A 20,102-nucleotide genomic window follows, 5' to 3' on the forward strand; every position below is an offset into this window, starting at 1 on the left:
CCATGACGACGACAGTGATGTGCGACGGGCGGCAGACGCTCTCGACGGCGCGAGCCGCGCAGGAACTGGAGCTGCGGACCGGCGAGTGCGAACTCGCCACCCAGCTCGGAGAAGTACGGACGGTCCCGGCCGGGCCCGCCGGTCGGCCGGGCAGCGCCGGGCCGCCCGCCCGGCGCCGGGTACCAGCGGAGGAGATCGCCCGGCTCCAGGCCGAGCCGGACTTCCCCGAGGGGCTCCGCGCCCGGCTCCGCACGGTCACCACGAATGAGGCCGCCGCCCTCATGGGCGTCGGCCCCGGCCGGGCCCTGCGGCTCACCCGGGCCGGCTGCGTGGGCCCCGTCCGCTTTTACGTGAACCGCTTCGGCGCGGTGGTCTGGCTCTATCTCGCCTCGGAGATCACCGAGTTCGCCGACCGCGAGCCGGAGCTGTTGCAGGGCAACACCCCCGCTGCGATGCGGGTGATGCTCACCAGTGGGCAGGACTGGCGGGGTCGCCAGTGGCGCAGCCGCCGGGTCGCCCAGCTGATGGGCCGGACCGACGATCCGTGGGAGTCGGCCGCCGTGATCGCCGCCGTTCTCCCACCGGAAGAAGTGGCCTCGGTGGCCGAGGACCCGTTGGAGCGCGCCCTGCTGCGCCGCCTCCGACCCACCCTCGCTTCCGTGATCACGGCGACCCCCGCGGCCCGGGAGTCCTTTGAACGGGCCCTGACGGCCGAGGAGTTCGACGAGGTCCTCTGGTACCGCGTCAATCTCTCCCGCGCCCTGGAATCCGCCCGCCGTGAAGACCCCGGCCGGGTCCGCCCACCGGCCGCGGCCCGAGCTGGCCAACCCGCGGGCCTGCGAAACGGCCCCTCCTGGACGCCGCGGCCCAGAAGTCTCTCCGTGCACGCGTAGTCCCGGCCACACGCAGCGGGCCGGGGCGGTCGGGGGCGAGGTGGGCGCGACGGTGGGTGCCGACCGCGGTCACCACTGAGCTTCCCCGGTGTCCCCGCGGTCCGAGAGTACGGCCCGGGCGATCGTCGAGAGGGTCAGGATCCGCTCCTCGTCGACGACGAGCCAGCCCTTGTCCAGCAGGGACTGCAGCAGCGGGCAGACCTCGTCGCCCAGTGCGTCCGCCACGTCGTCGTCCGTAGGAGGTGTGCCGGCCCGGAGGCGGCTGGCGACATGGCGGACGACGGCCTCCTCCGCCGAGGTGAGGGTGAAGTCCATGAGGTGAGCGTAGGGCGGTGCGGCGGCCGTCGCCCACGCACCCTCAGTCGCCGAGCTTGCGGAGGAGTCCTTCTCGGGATGGTCTTGCCCGTCCTCAGACAGGGCGGAAGAGCCCCTCCTGCACGACGGAGACCAGAAGGCGCCCGGCGCGGTCGTAGATGCGGCCGCGGGCCAGGCCCCGGCCGCCGGTGGCGATCGGGGACTCCTGGTCGTAGAGGAACCACTCGTCCGCGCGGAAGGGGCGGTGGAACCACATCGCATGATCGAGGGAGGCCATGTCGAAGCCACGCGGGCCCCACAGGGGCTCGATCGGAATGCGGACCGCGTCCAGCAGCGTCATATCGCTGGCGTAGGTCAACGCGCAGGTGTGCACCAGCGGGTCGTCGCCGAGCGGTCCGACGGCGCGCATCCAGACCGCGCTGCGCGGTTCCGCGCCCTCGATCTCGTCCGGCGTCCAGCGCAGCCGGTCGACGTACCGGATGTCGAACGGCTGCCGGCGGGCCATCCGCTCCAGCGCCTCGGGCAGACCGCCCAGGTGTGTGCGGACCTCTTCCGCGACGTTCGGCAGCTCTTCCGGGTCGGGAACGGCCCGGCGCATCGGCAGTTGGTGTTCGAAGCCGGGTTCCGGCTTGTGGAAGGAGGCGGTCAGATTGAAGATCGTGCGTCCCTGCTGGACGGCGACGACCCGACGGGTGGTGAAGGACCGCCCGTCGCGGACCCGCTCGACCTGGTACACGATCGGCACCCCCGGCCGGCCCGGCCGGAGGAAGTACGCGTGCAGTGAGTGGACCGGGCGGTCCCCGTCCGTGGTCCGCCCGGCGGCCACCAGCGCCTGCCCGGCGACCTGCCCGCCGAAGACCCGCTGGAGGCTCTCCTGCGGGCTGCGGCCGCGGAAGATGTTCACCTCGATCTGCTCCAGGTCCAGCAGATCGACCAGCTTCTCGGCAGGATTCGTCATGACCGGTGGCCCTCCGTCGTCTCCTTCGACGGCCTCGGTCGAAGCCGTCGTCTCACAGCTGCCCCACCTCGGTGACCCGGACCACCGCGCGCCCCTCCTCGTCGGAGGCGGCCAGGTCCACCTCGGCCGAGATGCCCCAGTCGTGGTCGCCGTTCGGGTCGGCGAAAGTCTGCCGCACCTTCCACAGTCCGTGCGCGTCGTCCTCCTCGATCTGGAGGAGCTTCGGGCCGCGGGCGTCCGGGCCGGTGCCCAGCTCGTCGTACTCGTCCCAGTAGGCGTCCATCGCCTCGCCCCAGGCGTCGGCGTCCCAGCCGGACTCGGCGTCCATCTCGCCGAGCTCCTCGACCTTGTCCAGCGCCGCCAGTTCCACCCGCCGGAACATCGCATTGCGGACCAGCACCCGGAAGGCCCGTGCGTTGGCGGTGACCGGCCGCACCTGATCGGCGCGCTCGGCCGCCTGGTCCGCCGTCTCCACCTCCGGGTTGGCCAGCTGCTCCCACTCGTCCAGCAGGCTGGAGTCGACCTGCCGGACCATCTCGCCGAGCCAGGCGATGATGTCCTGGAAGTCCTCCGACTTCAGGTCGGCCGGCACGGTGTGGTCCAGCGCCTTGAAGGCGCTCGCCAGGTAGCGCAGCACGATGCCCTCGGTGCGCGCCAGCTCGTAGAAGGAGGTGAACTCCGTGAAGGTCATGGCGCGTTCGTACATGTCGCGGATGACCGACTTCGGCGACAGCGGGTGGTCGCCGACCCACGGGTGGCTCTTGCGGTAGAGGCCGTAGGCGTGCGACAGCAGCTCGTCCAGCGGCTTGGGGTACTCGACGTCCATGAGGCGCTCCATGCGCTCCTCGTACTCGACGCCGTCGGCCTTCATCTGCGCGACCGCCTCGCCGCGCGCCTTGTTCTGCTGGGCGGCCAGGATCTGTCGCGGGTCGTCCAGCGTCGACTCCACCACCGACACCATGTCCAGCGCGTACGACGGCGACTCGGGGTCGAGCAGGTCGAACGCGGCCAGCGCGAAAGTGGACAGCGGCTGGTTCAGGGCGAAGTCCTGCTGGAGGTCCACGGTGAGCCGGACGATCCGGCCCTCCGCGTCCGGCTCCGGGAGCCGCTCGACGATCCCGCCGTCCACGAGGGAGCGGTAGATCGCGATCGCCCGCCGGATGTGCCGCAGCTGGTTCCGGCGCGGCTCGTGGTTGTCCTCCAACAGCCGCCGCATCGCCTCGAAGGCATTGCCCGGCCGGGCGATGACCGACAGCAGCATCGCGTGCGTGACGCGGAAACGGGAGGTCAGCGGCTCGGGATCGGAGGCGATGAGCTTCTCGAAGGTGTTCTCGTTCCAGTTGACGAAGCCCTCCGGCGCCTTCTTGCGGACCACCTTGCGGCGCTTCTTCGGATCGTCGCCCGCCTTCGCCAGCGCCTTCTCGTTCTCCACGACGTGCTCGGGGGCCTGCGCGACCACGAAGCCGGCGGTGTCGAAGCCGGCCCGCCCGGCGCGGCCCGCGATCTGGTGGAACTCCCGCGCCCGCAGCGTCCGCACCCGCGTCCCGTCGTACTTCGTCAGCGCGGTGAACAGCACCGTACGAATGGGGACGTTGACGCCCACGCCGAGGGTGTCGGTACCGCAGATCACCTTCAGCAGACCCGCCTGCGCCAGCTTCTCCACGAGCCGCCGGTACTTCGGCAGCATGCCCGCGTGGTGCACCCCGATGCCGTGCCGGACGTACCGGGAGAGGTTCCGCCCGAACTTCGTGGTGAACCGGAAGTTCCCGATCAGCTTGGCGATCTCGTCCTTCTCGGCGCGGGTGCACATGTTGATGCTCATCAGCGCCTGGGCCCGCTCCACGGCGGCGGCCTGGGTGAAGTGCACGATGTAGACCGGCGACTGGCGGGTCTCCAGCAGCTCGGTCAGCGTCTCCGTCATCGCCGTGGTGCGGTACTCGTACGACAGCGGCACGGGCCGGGTCGTGGAGCGGACCACTGCCGTGGGCCGGCCGGTGCGCCGGACCAGGTCCTCCTCGAAGCGCGACATGTCGCCGAGCGTCGCCGACATCAGGACGAACTGCGCCTGCGGCAGCTCCAGCAGTGGGATCTGCCAGGCCCAGCCGCGGTCCGGCTCGGCGTAGAAGTGGAACTCGTCCATCACGACCTGGCCGATGTCGGCGTGCTTGCCGTCACGCAGCGCGATGGAGGCGAGCACCTCGGCGGTGCAGCAGATCACCGGGGCGTCGGAGTTGACCGACGCGTCGCCGGTGAGCATCCCGACGTTCTCGGTGCCGAACAGCTTGCACAGGTCGAAGAACTTCTCCGAGACCAGCGCCTTGATGGGCGCGGTGTAGAAGGTGACCTGGTCATTGGCGAGCGCGGTGAAGTGTGCGCCGGCCGCCACCAGGCTCTTCCCGGAGCCGGTGGGGGTGGACAGGACGACGTTCGCCCCCGAGACCACTTCGATCAGCGCCTCCTCCTGGGCAGGGTAGAGCGCGATGCCCTGCTGTTCGGCCCAGCCCGAAAAGGCTTCGAAGAGGGCGTCGGGGTCGGCGTTGTTCGGCAGATGATCGATGAGGGTCACGCCCCCCATACTGCCTGCCTTCGGGCCGGATCCGGGAACCGGTGCTCCGGATGGAGATCAAGTGGAGACCAACGAGGGCCGATGGGGTCAGCCCCGCACCCCTGCGCGGCGGTGTCGGTACACCCCGCGCACGACCGGGTGCGGGGTGTGTCCGACCCGACCCGTCCTCGGGTCCCGGCCTGCGACCCGCTCCTCGTTCGGAGATCATCTGACGCTACGCTGAGTTGCCGATCGGGCGTCAGAAGCGCAGAACAAGGGGTGGGGAACAACCATGATGGGACCGGCGCACTCGCTGTCGGGAGCCGCGGCCTGGCTGGGGGTGGGAGCGGCGGCCTACGGCGCCGGCCATCCGATGCCCTGGCCGGTGCTGGTCAGCGGCGCTTTGATCTGTGCGGGGGCGGCGCTCGCACCGGACCTCGACCACAAGGCAGCCACCATCTCGCGCGCCTTCGGTCCGTTGTCGCGGTGGCTGTGCGAGGTGGTCGACACCCTCTCGCACGCCGCCTACAAGGCGACCAAGATGCGCGGCGACTCGCACCGCTCGGGCGGGCACCGGACGCTGACCCACACCTGGCTGTGGGCGGTGCTGGTCGGCGGCGGCATGTCGCTGCTGGCGATGGAGGGCGGGCGCTGGGCGGTGCTCGGCATCCTGTTCGTGCACATGGTGCTCGCCATCGAGGGGCTGCTGTGGCGGGCGGCGCGGGTCTCCAGCGACGTGCTGGTGTGGCTGCTCGGCGCCGCGTCGGCCTGGATCCTGGCCCAGATATTGGATCAGCCGGGCAACGGCGCGAGCTGGCTGTTCACCGAGCCGGGGCAGGAGTACCTCTGGCTCGGCCTGCCGATCATGCTGGGTGCGCTGGTGCACGACATCGGCGACGCCCTGACCGTCTCGGGCTGCCCGATCCTGTGGCCCATCCCGATCGGCCGGAAGCGCTGGTACCCGCTGGGCACGCCCAAGCCGATGCGCTTCCGGGCCGGCAGCCGGGTGGAGCTGAAGGTGCTGATGCCGGCGTTCATGCTGCTGGGCGGCATCGGCGCGCTGGGGGCGCTGGGCTACATCTGATCCGTTCGACCGGACCGGGCCGGTGCCCCGGTCCGTGCCCGCTCTCGTGTGGCGCCCCGCGGACCCGCGGGGCGCCACCGTGCGTCTGCGGCGGCTCAGCCGTGCCACGACCGCCACAGTGCCGCGTACGCACCGCCGGCGGTGACCAGTTCCCGGTGGCTGCCCAGTTCGCTGATCCGGCCGTCCTCGACGACCGCGATGACGTCGGCGTCGTGGGCGGTGTGCAGCCGGTGGGCGATGGCGACGACCGTACGCCCGTCCAGGACCTTGCCCAGCGACCGCTCCAAGTGACGTGCGGCGCGCGGGTCCAGGAGCGACGTCGCCTCGTCGAGCACCAACGTGTGCGGGTCGGCGAGGACCAGGCGGGCCAGCGCGATCTGCTGGGCCTGGGCCGGTGTCAGGGCCGTACCGCCGGAGCCGACCTCGGTGTCCAGGCCACCGGGCAGGGACCGGGCCCAGGAGTCCGCGTCCACCGCGCCCAGGGCCGCCCAGAGTGCGGCGTCGGCCGCGTCCGTGCGGGCCAGCAGCAGGTTGTCCCGCAGCGTCCCGACGAAGACGTGGTGTTCCTGGTTGACCAGGGCGACATGCTCCCGGACGCGTTCGGCGGGCATCGCGGAGAGCTCGGCACCGCCCAGCGACACCGAGCCGGACCGCGGTCCGTAGATGCCGGCCAGCAGTCGGCCCAGGGTGGACTTTCCGGCGCCGGACGGGCCGACGAGCGCCACCCGGCTGCCCGGGCGGACGCGCAGTGAGACCTCACGCAGGACGTCGACACCGGCGCGGTAGCCGAAGCTGACGTCCTCGGCCCGTACGTCCCGGCCGCCGGGGACCACCGACGCATCGCCGGCCTCGGGCTCGATTTCGCGGACGCCGACGAGTCGGGCGATCGACACCTGGGCGACCTGGAGCTCGTCGTACCAGCGCAGGACGAGGTTGACGGGTTCGGTGAGCATCTGCGCCAGCAGCGCACCGGTCGTCAGCTGCCCCGGGGTGAGCCAGCCGTGCAGGACGAACACCCCGCCGAGCACCACGACCGCGCCGAGGACCAGCATGTGGGTGACGTTGATGACCGGGAAGAGGACCGAGCGCAGGAAGAGGGTGTAGCGCTCCCACTGGGTCCATGCGCGGATCCGGTGCTCGGACAGGGCGATCCGGCGGACGCCCATGCGGTGTGCCTCGATGGTGCGGCCGGCGTCCACGGACTCGGTGAGGACGGCGGAGACCGCGGCGTAGCCGGCGGCCTCGGAGCGGTAGGCGGCGGGCGCGCGCTTGAAGTACCAGCGGCAGCCGATGAGCAGCACGGGCAGCGCGAGGAGCACGGACAGGGCGAGCGGCGGCGCGGTGACGGTGAGTCCGCCGAGCAGCAGGCCGGCCCAGACGACGCCGATCGACAGCTGCGGCACGGCCTCCCGCATCGCTTCGGCGAGCCGGTCGATGTCGGTGGTGATCCGGGACAGCAGATCGCCGGTGCCGGCCCGCTCCAGGACGCCCGGCGGCAGCGCCACCGACCGGACCAGGAAGTCCTCGCGCAGGTCCGCCAGCATCTGCTCGCCGAGCATCGCCCCGCGCAGCCGCACCATGCGGACGAAGACCGTCTGGATGACCAGCGCGAGGGCGAACAGGCCGATGGTGCGGCCCAGTTGGATCTGCCCGCCGCGGCCCGCGGACAGGTCCTCGACCAGGCCGCCGAGGAGATAGGGCCCGACCATCGAGGCGATGACCGCAACGGCGTTGACGGTGACCAGGAGGGTGAAGTCCCGGCGGTGGCGGCGGATCAGCTCGGCCACGTAGGCGCGCACCGTCGCCGGCGAGCCGACCGGCAGGGTGTCGGCGGTCCGGGGCGTGTGGGGATCGTGCTCCGGCGGGGCCAGGCCGATCATGCGGTCTCCGTAAGTTGTTAGGCGGCCCGGGAGGGCCGGATGTGGCTTATGCGGGCTTGCCTTCAGTGGCTCCCGAGGAGTGGCCGTCCGGCTCTCCGGGGCGCCCTGGCTGCTGATTGAGATGTGCGCGCCTTGCGCGGTCGCTGTTTACGGAGATGACAGCGGGGTGTTCCTCGGGCCGACGGCACGCTGTGCGGAACGAGGAGGGGCGAGTGAGTAAGCGACGGGCCCAGGTCTGGGTCGGCATCGATGCAGGCAAGGGACACCACTGGGCGGCCGTGGTCGACGACACCGGCGCCACCGTATGGTCGAAGAAGATCGACAACGACGAGTCGGCGATCCTGACCGCGCTCGGCGAGATCCTGGACCTGGCGGACGAAGTCCGCTGGGCGGTGGACATCTCCGGCACGGCCTCCGCGCTGCTGCTGGCCCTGCTGGCGGCCCACGGCCAGCAGGCCGTCTACGTGCCCGGCCGCACCGTCAACCGCATGTCCGGCGCCTACCGGGGCGAGGCCAAGACCGACGCCCGCGACGCCTACGTCATCGCCGAAACCGCCCGCCACCGCCGGGACTTCGCCACCATCGAAATGCCCGCCCAGCTCGCCGCCGACCTCGCCTTGCTGACTGCCCACCGCACCGACCTCGTGGCCGACCGGGTACGGATGATCAACCGGCTCCGTGACGTGCTGACCGGCATCTTCCCCGCGCTGGAGCGGGCCTTCGACTACAGCAGCCACAAGGGAGCGCTCGTGCTGCTGACCGGCTACCAGACCCCCGCCGCCATCCGGCGCCGCGGGCGGGCCCGGCTCACGGCGTGGCTGGCCAACCGCAGCGTCCGGGGCGCCGACGCGGTCGCGGCCACGGCCTTGGAGGCGGCTCAGGCACAGCAGACCTCGCTGCCTGGAGAGGATGTCGCCGCGCAGATCGTCGCTGACCTGGCGGCACAGATCCTGGCCCTGGACGACCGCCTGAAGCGGATCGACCGGCAGATCCGCGACACGTTCCACAGTCACCCGCAGGCGGAGATCATCGAGTCCCTGCCCGGCATGGGCCCGATATTGGGAGCGGAATTCGTGGTCGCTGCCGGTGACTTGTCCGCTTACGTGGATGCCGGCCACCTGGCCTCGGCGGCCGGGCTGGTGCCTGTCCCGCGCGACTCTGGCCGGCGGACCGGCAACCTTCACCGGCCCAAGCGCTACAGCCGCCGCCTGCGACGGGTGTTCTACATGTCCGCCCAGACCAGCATCATCCGCGAGGGACCGAACCGGGACTTCTACCTCAAGAAGCGCGGCGAAGGCTGCAAACACGTCCAGGCCGTCATCGCTCTGGCCCGCCGACGAGCGAGCGTGCTCTGGGCTCTTCTGCGCGACAACCGGGAGTTCACCCCCGTCCCGCCGCTCGCGCAGGCGGCTTGACTTCGTCATTGAGACTCCTCGATGGTGTGGTCGGTGCGGGGCGCGGGCGCGCCGCGGACGGGATCCGGTTCGCGGGTGACGACGGCGCGGTATTCGGGGTGGGTGCGCAGCAGTTCGCGGTGCGGGGCCTCGCCGGCGATCTTGCCCTCCTGGAGGAACACCACCTGGTCGGCGCGGTCCAGGAGCAACGGGCTGGAGGTGAGGACCACGGTCGTGCGGCCCGCCCTGATCTCCCGCAGGCCGTCGGCGACCCGGGCCTCGGTGTGGGCGTCGACGGCACTGGTCGGTTCGTCCAGCACCAACACCTCGGGGTCGGCGACCAGCGACCGGGCCAGGGACAGCCGCTGGCGTTGGCCGCCGGAGAGGGACCGGCCGCGTTCGGTGATGTGGGTGTGCATCGGGTCGCCGGAGTCGTCGGCGGACGCCTGGGACAATGCGGCCAGCACATCGGCGCATTGGGCCGCGTCGAGTGCCGCGGTCGCGGTCACCCGGCCGGACGTCGGGACGTCGAGGAGCTCTCCGAGGGTTCCGGAGAGCAGTACCGGGTCCTTGTCCTGGACGAGGACGGCCGTCCGGGCGGTGTCGCGCGGGAGGTCGTCCAGCGGGGTGCTGCCGAGGACGACGGAGAGCGGACGATCCCGGTCCGGAGCAGCTCCATGGACATCTACGCCGGTGGTGTCCAGGGTCCGATCGGTGGTCTCCAGGGTCCGGCCGGTGGTGTCCAGGGTCCGACCGGGTGTCTCCAGGGTTCGACCAGTGGATTTGGAGTTCGGGTCAGCGGTCTCGGGGGCCGGGTCGGGGGCATACGGGGTCGGGTCAGTGGTCTCCGACTTCGGACCGGTGGACTGTGTGGCCGGTCCGGTGCGCTGCGGGTCGGGGGCCGGGGAGGCGTCCGCACGCGGGGCGGCGTTTCGTTGCACGAAGGGGGCGGCGTGCGGGGGATGCCCGCCGAGGCGTTCGGCGAGCCGGCCCGCCGCGTCCGGGTCGCCGCACACCACGGCGGTCAGCCGGCCGGCCCGCGCGGTCAGCCCGCTGGCCGGGTCGTGGAGGTCGCCGGACGGCGGTTCCGGGTCGGTCAGCCGTCCGCCCGTCGGTCGGCTCAGCGCCAGTACGCGTGCCGTGCGCCCCGCCGACGGCAGGGCGAAGGACCAGGCCATCGTCATCTCTTCGAAGTGGCGCAGCGGGTACAGCAGGAAGGCCACCGTGCCGTAGATGGTGACGAGTTCACCGATCGTGATCTTGCCGTCGAGCGTGAGGCGCACCCCGTACCAGACCACCGCGATCAGCAGCAGGCCCGGCAGAGCGACCTGCACGGCCGAGATCAGCGACCACATGCGGGCGCTGCGCACGGCGGCCCGGCGGACCTCCTGGGAGGCGCTGCGGTAGCGGCCGAGGAAGAGGTCCTCGCCGCCGATGCCGCGCAGTACCCGCAGTCCGGCGACGGTGTCGGAGGCGAGTTCGGTGGCCCGGCCGGCCTTCTCGCGCTGGGTGTCCGCCCGGCGGGTGGCCGGCGGCAGCAGCGGGAGGACGGCCAGGGCGAGCAGGGGCACGCCGAGGGCCACCACGACGCCGAGTTGCGGCTGGTAGGCGACGAGCGCCAGGCAGACGCCGATCGAAGCCGCCAGCGCCGCGCCGAACCGCGACAGTGTCTCGACGAACCAGCCGATGCGCTCCAGGTCGCCGGTGCTGACGGCGACGACCTCGCCGGCCGCCACCTGTCGGGTCATCGCCCCGCCCAGCTCCGCGGTCTTGCGGGAGAGGAACTGCTGCATCCGGGCCACCGAGACGATCCAGTTCGTAACGGCCGTGCGGTGCAGCATGACGTCGCTGACCGCGACCAGCGCGCCGAGCAGCACCAACAGGCCGCCCGCCAGCACCAGCCGGGCGCCGCGGCCGTCCACCGCGGCCTGCACGGCGAGGCCCACCGGCAGGGGCAACGCGGCTGTCGAGCCCATGTGCACCAGCCCCCAGAAGAGAGCCTTGGCCTGTCCGCCGAGCTGTTGTCGGCACAGCCACACGAGGAATCTGCCGCCCGTACGGACGTCGGGGACGCCGGGGTCGACGTGGGGGAGGTCGCGAATGCGCATGATGTCCCAGGAGTTGTCGCGGGGGGTGGGGGCGGGCCGCGCGCTGGGCGGGCCGGAGAGGCGGGCCGGGGGAGCGGGGTGGTGGTCGTCGGCGGGAAGCGGTGGCGCGCCGTCCGGGCAGGTCGGTACGGCCCTCGCGCCCCTTGGTGGCAGGCCCCGGCGCGAGCGGAGGCACAGGGAAGGTTCGCCTGCCGGCGGGCCCGGCTTCAAACGGTTTTTCCGTAGAAAGCCGGTCAGTCGACGAGTTTTCCGCGCGGGACACGTCGGCGGGACACGTCGGCGGGCCGCGACGAACGACCGTCAGGAGGCGGTGGGAGCATGGACGTCATGCGGACAGCGGGTGGTGCGGTACGGGCGGTGGTGGTGGCCGCGGCGACGGCGGTTCTTCTGGCGGGCTGTGGAGCCGGCGGCACGGTGGGCAAGGACGGCGACGGCAACGACGGCAGGGACACCAAGGGGGGCGGAGCCGGGGCGGGGGGACGTCCCGGGGGACCGGCCCGCGGGGGTGCGGCGACCACTCACCGTGACGGCATTCCCGAGGTCGGCGCCGCGCTGCGGTCGCGGATCCCGGCCACCACCCGTCAGGTCGTCGCGGTGTACGGCGCCGGGGTGAACTCCCCCGACGCGACGGTGGTGCTGTATGAAAAGGGCGCCAACGGCTGGGTGAGCAAGGGGAGTTGGGCGGCGCACAACGGACGGCGGGGCTGGACTCCGGACCACCACGAGGGCGACCAGCGCAGCCCGGTCGGCGTCTTCCCGCTGACCGACGCCGGTGGTGTGCTCCCCGATCCGGGGGCCCATCTGCCCTACACCCACTCGGCGGCCTTCACCCCGCCCGCGTACTGGTCGAAGAACACCCGCCACGACTTCGACTACGTGGTGGCGATCGACTACAACCGGGTCGCGGGGACATCTCCGCTGGACCCCACCCGCCCCCAGGGGCAGTCCAAGGGGGGCGGGGTCTGGCTGCACCTGGACCACGGGGGCGGGACCTCGGCCTGCATCAGCGTGGCGAAGTCCGCGATGGCGACGCTGCTGCGCGCGCTCGATCCGGCGCGGCACCCGGTCGTGGTGATGGGGGACCGGGCGCACCTCGCCGACTGATGCGGGCGCTCGGCCGCCAAGCGGGGAGCGGGGGCGAAGCCGGGAGGGCGCCCTCCTTGGATCAAGCTCCAAGATTTTCCGGGAAGTTACACCGCACTCTTTCGGAGGGAATGACAACCGGCCATAGTGACGGACCGCGGAAAACTTTTTCCGTACTCCAAAATCCGTCCATGGAGGAGTGCCCGTGCCGCACGCCACCGGAAGCTTCGCCCGCCGCGCCGGGCGCCTGTTGCGCACCAGTCTGTTCGTCCAAGTGTTGCTCGCCCTGCTGCTCGGTGTCCTGGTCGGACGTCTGTGGCCGCAGGTGGGCACCTCGCTCCAGCCGCTGGGCGACGGCTTCGTCCGCCTCATCAAGGCGGTCATCTCCCCGCTCGTCTTCTGCGTCGTCGTCGCCGGCATCACCAAGGCCGGCGACCTCAAGTCCTTCGGCCGGATCGGCGTCAAGGCCCTGATCTGGTTCGAGGTCGCGACCAGCGTCGCCCTGGTCGTGGGCCTGCTGGCAGGCAACGTCTTCACCCCCGGCGCCGGGATGCACGTCGACCCGGCCTCCCTCGACAAGGGCGCGGTGGACGCCCAGACCGGTGGCGGAAAACTTCCCTCCGCGGCGCAGTTCATCCTGGAGGCGCTGCCGAACAGCGCGGTCGGCGCGTTCGCCGAGAACTCGCTGCTCCAAGTCCTGGTACTGGCCTGTCTGGTGGGCGCGGCGCTGCTGCACCTCGGGCAGCAGCGCGTGCCCCAACTGCTACCGCTGATCGAGCAGGCCCAGGACGTCGTCTTCACCATCGTCGGCTACCTCATGAAGCTCGCCCCGCTCGCGGTCTTCGGAGCCACCGCCCATCTCGTCGGCCAGTACGGGCTGGGCGCCATGTCGACGTACGGCAAGCTGATCGCGGTCTGCTACGGCGTGGCCCTGGTCTTCCTCGTCCTGCTGGGGTTCGCCCTCAAGGCCGTCACCGGCCTTAGCCTCTGGAAGTTCGTCCGCTACACCCGCGAGGAGCTGCTGCTGGCGTTGGGCACCGGCTCCAGCGAGACCGTCATGCCGCGGATGATGCAGAAACTGCGGGCCGCCGGCTGCCGGGACGACGCGGTCGGCCTGGTGCTGCCCACCGGGTACTCCTTCAACCTCGACGGCGCCTCCATCTACCTCTCCATCGGGACGCTCTTCATCGCCCAGGCCATCGGCGTGCACCTGTCCCTGGGCCAGCAGATCACCGTCGTCCTGGTGCTGATGCTGACCAGCAAGGGCATGGCGGGCGTGCCCGGTTCGGCGTTCCTGGCGCTGTCCGCGACCGCCTCGGCGCTGGGCGTCATCCCCGCCACCGCGGTCGCCCTGTTGCTCGGCGTCGACCGGATCATGGACTCCATGCGGGTGGCCACCAACCTGCTCGGCAACTGCGTCGCGGTCTTCGCGGTGTCCCGTTGGGAGGGCGCGCTGGACCGGGTGACGGCCAAGCAGGTGCTGGCCGGCGCAGCCCCGGCCGGACGGCGGCAGCGGACGGCCCCCGCCCCCGCCGGCCAGGAGGAGCCGGACGGCGCCGCCGTCGCCCCCGGCGAGAAGTGACCTGCGGGGCCCGGTGGCGGACGGCCTGCCACCGGGCCCCGGACGTATGCCGGAGGACCGCGCCCCCGCTACTCGGCGGGCTTTGGCGAGTCCATCCCCGGGCGCGCCTTCCGCCACAGCCCCCGGGTGAAGTCCGGGATCTCCTGCGGTACGCCCTTCGCCTTGATCGAACGGTCGCTCAGCGGCACCGGTGCGGACCAGGTCGCCGCGTCATAGACGTCGAAGTCCGGTACCAGGCCGAGCCGCAGACACTGAGTCAGCCGGAAGACCAGCATGTAGTCCATGCCGCCGTGGCCGCCGGGCGGGTTGGCGTGCTCCTTCCACAGCCAGTGGTCCCACTCCGCGTACGTGCCGAAGTCGCCCCACTCGTCATTGCTCTGGCGGGGCTCCAGGTAGATCCGCTCGGGGTAGTCCTCGAAGAGCCCCTTGGTCCCGCCGAGGCTGTTGATCCGGCTGTACGGGTGCGGTGTGGAGACGTCGTGCTCCAGCCGGATCACCCGTCCCTTGGCGGTCTGTACCAGGCTGATCGTCCGGTCGCTCTCGACGTAGGACTCCTTCCAGCTGGGGTCGCCGGGCGGCATCTGCTGCTTGCGGTACGCGGCCAGACCCAGCGCCGGCGTGCCGAAGCTGGTGATCCGGACCGCCCGGTCGCCGCGGTTGACGTCCATGTAGTTGGCGACCGGGCCGAAGCCGTGGTTGGGGTAGAGGTCGCCGCGCAGCCGGGTGTGCCACAGCCGGCGCCAGGGCCCCTCGTAGTACGTCGGATCGAACATCAGGCCGCGCAGGTCGTGGATGTACGCCCCGGCGCCGTGCAGCAGTTCGCCGAAGAGGCCGGCGTGCGCCATCCGCAGCACCCGCATCTCGTTTCTGCCGTAACAGCAGTTCTCCAGTTGGAGGCAGTGTCTGCGGGTGCGTTCGGAGAGGTCGACCAGTTCCCACAGTTGGTCCAGGCGCAGGGCCAGCGGGCACTCCGTGCCGACGTGCTTGCCGTTGAGCATGGCGGTCTTCGCCATCTCGAAGTGCCAGTCCCAGGGGGTCGCCGCGTAGACGAAGTCGATGTCGGTGCGCTTGCAGAGGTTTTCGAAGTCGTGGTCGCCGTTGGTGTAGACGGCGGGTGCGGGCTGTCCGGCCTTGGTGACCTTCGCCGCGGCCTTGGCGACCTTGTCCTTCACGGGGTCGCAGAGCGCCACGACCCGTACGTTCGGCATCGCTAGGAACAGGTCGATCATGCTGCCGCCCCGGTTGCCGAGGCCGATGATGCCGATGCGCACCGTGCTGCGCGGCTCGAACGGCACCCCGATCATGGTCGTGCCGTGGGGCTTGGGGGGCGTGGCGGCGGCCTTGGTCGTGCCGGTCGCCCCGGGTGCGGCCGCGGCCGCCGATCCGGTGCCCAGTCCGGCGATTCCCAGTCCGGCGCCCGCCGCGCCGGCGGTCCACAGGACCGAACGGCGCCTGGGGCCGGCCTCGTTGGGCTCCTGGTTCTGCGGTGTTGCCTCGTGCATCGGTCCTCCAAGGAAGCGGATCGTACGCGGGACAGTCGTGAACCTCGGTGAGGACCTTGACGGTTGGGCGGCCTGGGGCACAAGAGGGCCCATTGGACTCTTGGTGCACGTACTTGGACTCTTCGTGCACCTCGGGTGCCGCCGGACCGTGGCGCCCCGCCCGCCTACGTCAGCGTCTTTCGCAAGAGCCTGAAAACCCTTGCCGAAAACCTTGACGTGTCCACGCACGAAACGGCAGGCTCCGAAGCGGAATCCCCCCATGGCGGCCTGGCGCGTGGCTGCTCTCGTGGGCGCGGTCCCCGTGCCCCATGACGAAGGAGCCGCAACAGTGCAGCGACGAAGGAGCCGCGACAACACAGCGACGAAGAGGCCGCACCAGGGGCCTGGTTCCCGGGTGCGTTCCCGGGCGCGGGCCCGGACGCTGGCCGGGGTACTGGCCGCGGTCGGCCTCGCCGCCTTCGCCCCCTGGCCCTCGCAGGCCACCCCACCCGGCGACCGGACCGTCACCGCCACCCTCTTCGAGTGGAAGTACGCCGACGTTGCCCGGGCCTGCGCCGACCAACTGGGCCCGGCCGGCTACGGCTACGTCGAGGTCTCACCCGCCTCCGAGCACATCCAGGGCGACCAGTGGTGGACCTCGTACCAACCGGTCAGCTACAAGATCGCCGGACGGTTGGGCGACCGGGACGCGTTCGCCGCGATGGTCGGCGCCTGCCACACCGCCGGCGTCAAGGTCATCGCCGACGCCGTCATCAACCACATGGCGGCCGGATCCGGTACCGGCACCGGCGGCACCCAGTACACCAAGTACACCTACCCGGGCTACTACCAGGACTGGGACTTCCACGGCTGCCGCAAGAGCGTCTCCGACTACACCAACCGCGACGACGTCCAGAACTGCGAACTGGTCGGGCTCGCCGACCTCGACACCGGCAGCGACTACGTCCGCACCACCCTCGCCAAGTACCTCGACGACCTGCGGTCGCTGGGCGTGGACGGCTTCCGGATCGACGCCGCCAAGCACATCGCCGCCGCCGACCTCGCCGCCATCAAGGGCAAGATGAAGGACCCGGGGTACTGGGTGCAGGAGGTCATCTACGGCGCCGGCGAGGCCGTCCAGCCCGACGAGTACACCAACACCGGCGACGTCGACGAATTCCGCTACGGCAGCCACCTCAAGAGCGCCTTCCAGGGCGGGAACCTCGCCCAGCTCAAGTCCGTCGCGGACGGCAAGCTCGGCAGCGACAAGGCCCGCACGTTCGTCGACAACTGGGACACCGAACGGAACGGCTCGACCCTGACGTACAAGGACGGCGCGACCTACACCCTCGCCAACGTCTTCATGCTCGCCTCGCCGTACGGCTCCCCGAACGTCTACTCCGGCTACCAGTGGACCGACAAGGACGCCGGCCCGCCGGCCTCCGGCAGTTCCGCCTGGACCAACGAGCACGCCAAGCGCGAGATCACCGGGATGGTGGGCTTCCGCAACGCGGTGGGGTCGGCAGCGCTGACCAACTGGTGGGACAACGGGGGCAATGCGATCGCCTTCGGCCGGGGGTCGGCGGGCTTCGTGGCCCTCAACGCCGGGGACGGGGCGGTGAGTCGGTCGTTCGCCACGTCGTTGCCGGCCGGGACGTACTGCGATGTGGTGGCGGCGGTGCCCGGGTCGTGCGACGGGCACACGGTGACCGTGGGTGGGGACGGGCAGGCGCAGCTCACCGTGCCGGCCCACGGCGCCGTGGCCCTGCACCTCGCCCGCTGACGCCCGCCCGTCCTCAAACGTCGGACGGGCCAGGGGCGTTGCCGGGACGCGTTGCCCATTCCAACGCCAGGAGGGCCGAGCGGTAGCCTCGGCCCTCCGTTGCGTGGTCCATGCCGATCTCGCACATGCGGTTCGCCGAGAGGTGGGCGTCGAAGGGACGGGCGGTGACCTCGGCCGCCTCCTTCGCGGTGGCGGATTCGGTCAGTTCCCGGTGGAGCAGGCCGCGGTCGCCGGCGAAGGCGCAGCAGCCCGCGTCGTCCGGGACCACCACCTCGCGGGCGCACGCCTCGGCGACCCGTCGCAGTCCGTCCTCGTCGCCCAGGTGCTGCATGGAGCAGGTGGGATGGAGGACGGCTGAGCCGAGCGTGCGGCGGATCTCCAGGTGCGGGAGGAGCTCCTCGGCCCAGACCACGGAGTCGACGACGGTCAGCTCGGCGTGCAGCGAGCGGTTCAACGGCGTCAGGTACGGCACCACCTCGCGGGCCAGGCCGAGGGTGCAGGACGAGGCGTCCACGACCAGTGGCAGCGCTCCGCCGGCCGTCCAGCCCCAGGCGGCCTCGACGATGCGGTTGGCCATCAGCCGGTTGCCCCGCTCGTAGCCCTTGGAGTGCCAGATAGTGGCGCAACAGGTGCCGGTGACGTCCGGCGGGATCCACACCGGGCGGTCGGCTCGCCGGGCGAGCGCCACCACCGCCTCGGGGAGGGACGGCCCGCGGTGGCCGGTGGGTTCGCCGAAGATGCGGTTCACGCAGGCCGGGTAGTAGACCGCGGCCGCGCCGGTCCGGCGGGTCGTGGGCAGTCGGCGGGCCGCGGCGCCGGGGATCTGCGGGAGCCACTCCGGCACCAGGTCGGGGCGGACGGCCTTGCGGGCGGCGCCGGTCGCCCTCGTCAGCAGCCGGTCGTCGAGCCGATCCGCGGCGGCCACCGCCAGTCGGGCCGCCCGCTCGACCGCCCCGAAGTGCCGGGCGGTCCGCTCGGCGATCCGCTCCTCGCGCGGGGTGTGCCGGCGGTGCCGGAAGTCCTTCATCAGCGCGCCGGTGTCGATGCCGACCGGGCAGGCCAGCTTGCAGGTGGAGTCCCCGGCGCAGGTGTCCACCGCGTCGTAGCCGTAGGCGTCCAGCAGGGCGTCGTTGACCGCGGAGCGGGGCGGTTGGCGCAGCATCTCGCGGCGTAGCACGATCCGTTGGCGGGGCGTGGTCGTCAGGTCCTCGCTGGGACAGGTCGGTTCGCAGAAGCCGCACTCGATGCACGGGTCGGCGACCGCCTCGACCTGGGGAATCGTCTTCAGCCCGCGCAGGTGCGCCCGCGGGTCGCGGTCGAGCAGGACCCGCGGTGCCAGGATGCCCCGGGGGTCCACGGCCTCCTTGATCCGCCACATCAACTCCGTGGCCCGCGGCCCCCATTCCAGCTCCAGGAACGGCGCGATGTTCCGGCCGGTGGCGTGCTCCGCCTTCAGCGAGCCGTCGAAGCGCTCGACGGTCAGCCGGCAGAAGTCGTCCATGAAGGCGGCATAGCGGGTCACGTCGTCGGGGTCGGCGGCGTCGAAGGCGAGCAGGAAGTGCAGGTTGCCGTGGGCGGCGTGGCCGGCGACCGCCGCGTCGAAGCCGTGCCGGGCCTGGAGTTCCAACAGTGCGGTGCAGGCGTCGGCGAGCCGGGCCGGCGGGACCGCGAAGTCCTCGGTGATCAGGGTCGTTCCGGCCGGCCGGGAGCCGCCGACCGCGGTGACGAACGCCTTGCGGGCCTTCCAGTAGCCGCCGATCACGGCCGGGTCCCGGGTGAGGCCGTTGCTGACCGACGGCACCGGGGCGACCAGCTCCAGCCCCGCCAGCACCCGCGCCGCCGCCTCCTCGTACGCCCGCTGCGCGGCCTCGTCCGGTGCCCGGAACTCCACCAGCAGCGCGGCGGTCTCCCTGGGCAGGTCCGCCCAGTCGGCGGGTACCCCGGGCACGCGCACCGACGCGCGCAGGGTGTTGCCGTCCATCAACTCCACGGCCCGGGCGCCGGCCTCGGTGAAGCGCGGGACGGCGGCGGCCGCGGTCGCGAGGGTGGGGAAGAAGAGGAGCGCGGTGGAGGTGTGCCGGTCCAGCGGCAGGGTCGTGAAGACCGTCTCGGCGATGAAGCCGAGGGTCCCCTCGGAGCCGACCATCAGCCCGCGCAGGATTTCCACCGGCGTCCGCCCGTCGAGGAAGGCGTCCAGGCGGTAACCGTTGGTGTTCTTGATCGCGTGTTTGGCGCGGATCCGGGCGACCAGATCCGGGTCCGCCTCGATCTCCGCCTTGAGGGCCAGCAGTTCGGTGCAGAGCACCGGTTCGGCCCGGGCCAGCCGGGCGTCGGCGGCCGGGTGCGCGGTGTCGACGACGGTGCCGGACGGCAGCACGAAGGTCAGCGAGGCCAGCGTCCGGTAGGAGTTGCAGGTGGTGCCGGCGGTCATCCCGGAGGCGTTGTTGGCGACCACCCCGCCCACGGTGCAGGCGATGGCGCTGGCCGGGTCGGGGCCCAGCAGCCGGCCGTACCGGGCGAGCGTGGCGTTGGCCCGCAGCACGGTGGTGCCGGGCCGGATCCGGGCCCGGGCACCGTCGTCCAGCACCTCGATGCCGGCCCAGTGGCGGCGCACGTCGACGAGGATGTCCTCGCCCTGCGCCTGGCCGTTGAGGGAGGTCCCGGCGGCCCGGAAGACCACGTTGCGGCCGTGCGCGCGGGCGTACGAGAAGACCGCGGAGATGTCGTCGGCGGTCTGGGCGATCACCACTACCTGGGGGAGGAAGCGGTAGGGGCTGGCGTCGGAGGCGTAGCGGACCAGGTCGGAGACGGTGTGCCGCACCTTGTCCGCGCCGAGCAGCGCGATCAGGTCGCCGCGCAGCGGCTCGGGGGTGCCGGCCGCCAGGCGTTCGGGCACCCGGTCCGGCGCGGGGTGGGTGGTGCGGGGCCGCAGGGCTTCGGGCGTGGGCTCCAGCAGGGGCACGGTCACCTCCGGTTGACTGCGCGCCGGGCCCGTG

13 protein-coding genes are annotated in these 20,102 nt (G+C 71.8%); 6 read left to right on the top strand and 7 right to left on the bottom strand.

Going from position 1 to position 20,102, the window contains the following annotated elements:
* Positions 1–2: 2 nt before the first annotated feature.
* Entirely contained in the window at positions 3–893 is an 891-nt protein-coding gene (locus tag ACO0M4_RS10515; RefSeq protein WP_430369573.1) for a DUF6397 family protein, read from the top strand.
* Between the two features lie 69 nt (positions 894–962).
* Here the strand turns inward: ACO0M4_RS10515 and ACO0M4_RS10520 are convergent, their stop codons facing one another.
* The 3 genes from ACO0M4_RS10520 to ACO0M4_RS10530 all read right to left on the bottom strand — a co-directional run bounded on the left by ACO0M4_RS10520 (position 963) and on the right by ACO0M4_RS10530 (position 4,732).
* On the bottom strand, positions 963–1,208 hold the full coding sequence (locus ACO0M4_RS10520; RefSeq protein WP_430369574.1) for a hypothetical protein: 246 nt from the start codon (positions 1,206–1,208) through the stop codon (positions 963–965).
* A gap of 94 nt (positions 1,209–1,302) precedes the next feature.
* On the bottom strand, positions 1,303–2,166 hold the full coding sequence (locus tag ACO0M4_RS10525; protein ID WP_430369576.1) for an acyl-CoA thioesterase: 864 nt from the start codon (positions 2,164–2,166) through the stop codon (positions 1,303–1,305).
* Between the two features lie 52 nt (positions 2,167–2,218).
* Positions 2,219–4,732: a DEAD/DEAH box helicase gene (locus ACO0M4_RS10530; protein ID WP_430369577.1), complete on the bottom strand. Its 2,514-nt coding sequence runs from the start codon at positions 4,730–4,732 to the stop codon at positions 2,219–2,221.
* 271 nt (positions 4,733–5,003) lie between these two features.
* Between ACO0M4_RS10530 and ACO0M4_RS10535 the strand changes: the two genes are divergently transcribed.
* The gene (locus ACO0M4_RS10535) at positions 5,004–5,795 is read left to right on the top strand and encodes a metal-dependent hydrolase (protein ID WP_430369578.1); all 792 of its coding nucleotides are present in this window, start codon (positions 5,004–5,006) and stop codon (positions 5,793–5,795) included.
* Positions 5,796–5,890: 95 nt separating this feature from the next.
* Here ACO0M4_RS10535 and ACO0M4_RS10540 read toward each other — a convergent pair whose 3' ends face one another.
* Positions 5,891–7,675: an ABC transporter ATP-binding protein gene (locus ACO0M4_RS10540; protein ID WP_430369579.1), complete on the bottom strand. Its 1,785-nt coding sequence runs from the start codon at positions 7,673–7,675 to the stop codon at positions 5,891–5,893.
* Between the two features lie 212 nt (positions 7,676–7,887).
* On the opposite strand from ACO0M4_RS10540, the gene ACO0M4_RS10545 reads away from it, so the two are divergent.
* Positions 7,888–9,090: an IS110 family transposase gene (locus ACO0M4_RS10545; protein ID WP_430368501.1), complete on the top strand. Its 1,203-nt coding sequence runs from the start codon at positions 7,888–7,890 to the stop codon at positions 9,088–9,090.
* 5 nt (positions 9,091–9,095) lie between these two features.
* On the opposite strand, the gene ACO0M4_RS10550 is transcribed toward ACO0M4_RS10545, so the two are convergent.
* Positions 9,096–11,177 carry an ABC transporter transmembrane domain-containing protein gene (locus ACO0M4_RS10550; RefSeq protein ID WP_430369581.1) on the bottom strand — a complete coding sequence of 694 codons (2,082 nt, stop codon included), beginning with the start codon at positions 11,175–11,177 and terminating at the stop codon, positions 9,096–9,098.
* A 327-nt stretch (positions 11,178–11,504) separates the two neighbouring features.
* Here ACO0M4_RS10550 and ACO0M4_RS10555 point away from each other — a divergent pair, with 327 nt between their 5' ends.
* Both ACO0M4_RS10555 and ACO0M4_RS10560 read left to right on the top strand, forming a co-directional pair.
* Complete coding sequence (locus ACO0M4_RS10555; protein ID WP_430371331.1) at positions 11,505–12,281, top strand: hypothetical protein; 777 nt, start codon at positions 11,505–11,507, stop codon at positions 12,279–12,281.
* 184 nt (positions 12,282–12,465) lie between these two features.
* Positions 12,466–13,842 carry a cation:dicarboxylate symporter family transporter gene (locus tag ACO0M4_RS10560; protein WP_430369582.1) on the top strand — a complete coding sequence of 459 codons (1,377 nt, stop codon included), beginning with the start codon at positions 12,466–12,468 and terminating at the stop codon, positions 13,840–13,842.
* A 68-nt stretch (positions 13,843–13,910) separates the two neighbouring features.
* On the opposite strand, the gene ACO0M4_RS10565 is transcribed toward ACO0M4_RS10560, so the two are convergent.
* Positions 13,911–15,344: a Gfo/Idh/MocA family protein gene (locus ACO0M4_RS10565; RefSeq protein WP_430369583.1), complete on the bottom strand. Its 1,434-nt coding sequence runs from the start codon at positions 15,342–15,344 to the stop codon at positions 13,911–13,913.
* Positions 15,345–15,738: 394 nt separating this feature from the next.
* Here ACO0M4_RS10565 and ACO0M4_RS10570 point away from each other — a divergent pair, with 394 nt between their 5' ends.
* Positions 15,739–17,106, top strand: a complete 1,368-nt coding sequence (locus tag ACO0M4_RS10570) for an alpha-amylase (RefSeq protein ID WP_430369585.1) — start codon at positions 15,739–15,741, stop codon at positions 17,104–17,106.
* 13 nt (positions 17,107–17,119) lie between these two features.
* Here the strand turns inward: ACO0M4_RS10570 and ACO0M4_RS10575 are convergent, their stop codons facing one another.
* Complete coding sequence (locus ACO0M4_RS10575) at positions 17,120–20,068, bottom strand: FAD-binding and (Fe-S)-binding domain-containing protein (RefSeq protein WP_430371333.1); 2,949 nt, start codon at positions 20,066–20,068, stop codon at positions 17,120–17,122.
* Positions 20,069–20,102: the final 34 nt, after the last annotated feature.

The sequence above is a fragment of the Streptomyces sp. RGM 3693 genome (assembly GCF_050471125.1).
In the GTDB taxonomy this organism is placed as follows: Bacteria; Actinomycetota; Actinomycetes; order Streptomycetales; family Streptomycetaceae; genus Streptomyces.

Excerpts from the sequence above, each read along its gene's own strand:
- ACO0M4_RS10540 (WP_430369579.1), bottom strand. The coding sequence starts at position 7,675 with ATGATCGGCCTGGCCCCGCCGGAGCACGATCCCCACACGCCCCGGACC.
- ACO0M4_RS10535 (WP_430369578.1), top strand. The coding sequence starts at position 5,004 with ATGATGGGACCGGCGCACTCGCTGTCGGGAGCCGCGGCCTGGCTGGGG.
- ACO0M4_RS10555 (WP_430371331.1), top strand. The coding sequence starts at position 11,505 with ATGCGGACAGCGGGTGGTGCGGTACGGGCGGTGGTGGTGGCCGCGGCG.
- ACO0M4_RS10520 (WP_430369574.1), bottom strand. The coding sequence starts at position 1,208 with ATGGACTTCACCCTCACCTCGGCGGAGGAGGCCGTCGTCCGCCATGTC.
- ACO0M4_RS10565 (WP_430369583.1), bottom strand. The coding sequence starts at position 15,344 with ATGCACGAGGCAACACCGCAGAACCAGGAGCCCAACGAGGCCGGCCCC.
- ACO0M4_RS10550 (WP_430369581.1), bottom strand. The coding sequence starts at position 11,177 with ATGCGCATTCGCGACCTCCCCCACGTCGACCCCGGCGTCCCCGACGTC.
- ACO0M4_RS10515 (WP_430369573.1), top strand. The coding sequence starts at position 3 with ATGACGACGACAGTGATGTGCGACGGGCGGCAGACGCTCTCGACGGCG.
- ACO0M4_RS10525 (WP_430369576.1), bottom strand. The coding sequence starts at position 2,166 with ATGACGAATCCTGCCGAGAAGCTGGTCGATCTGCTGGACCTGGAGCAG.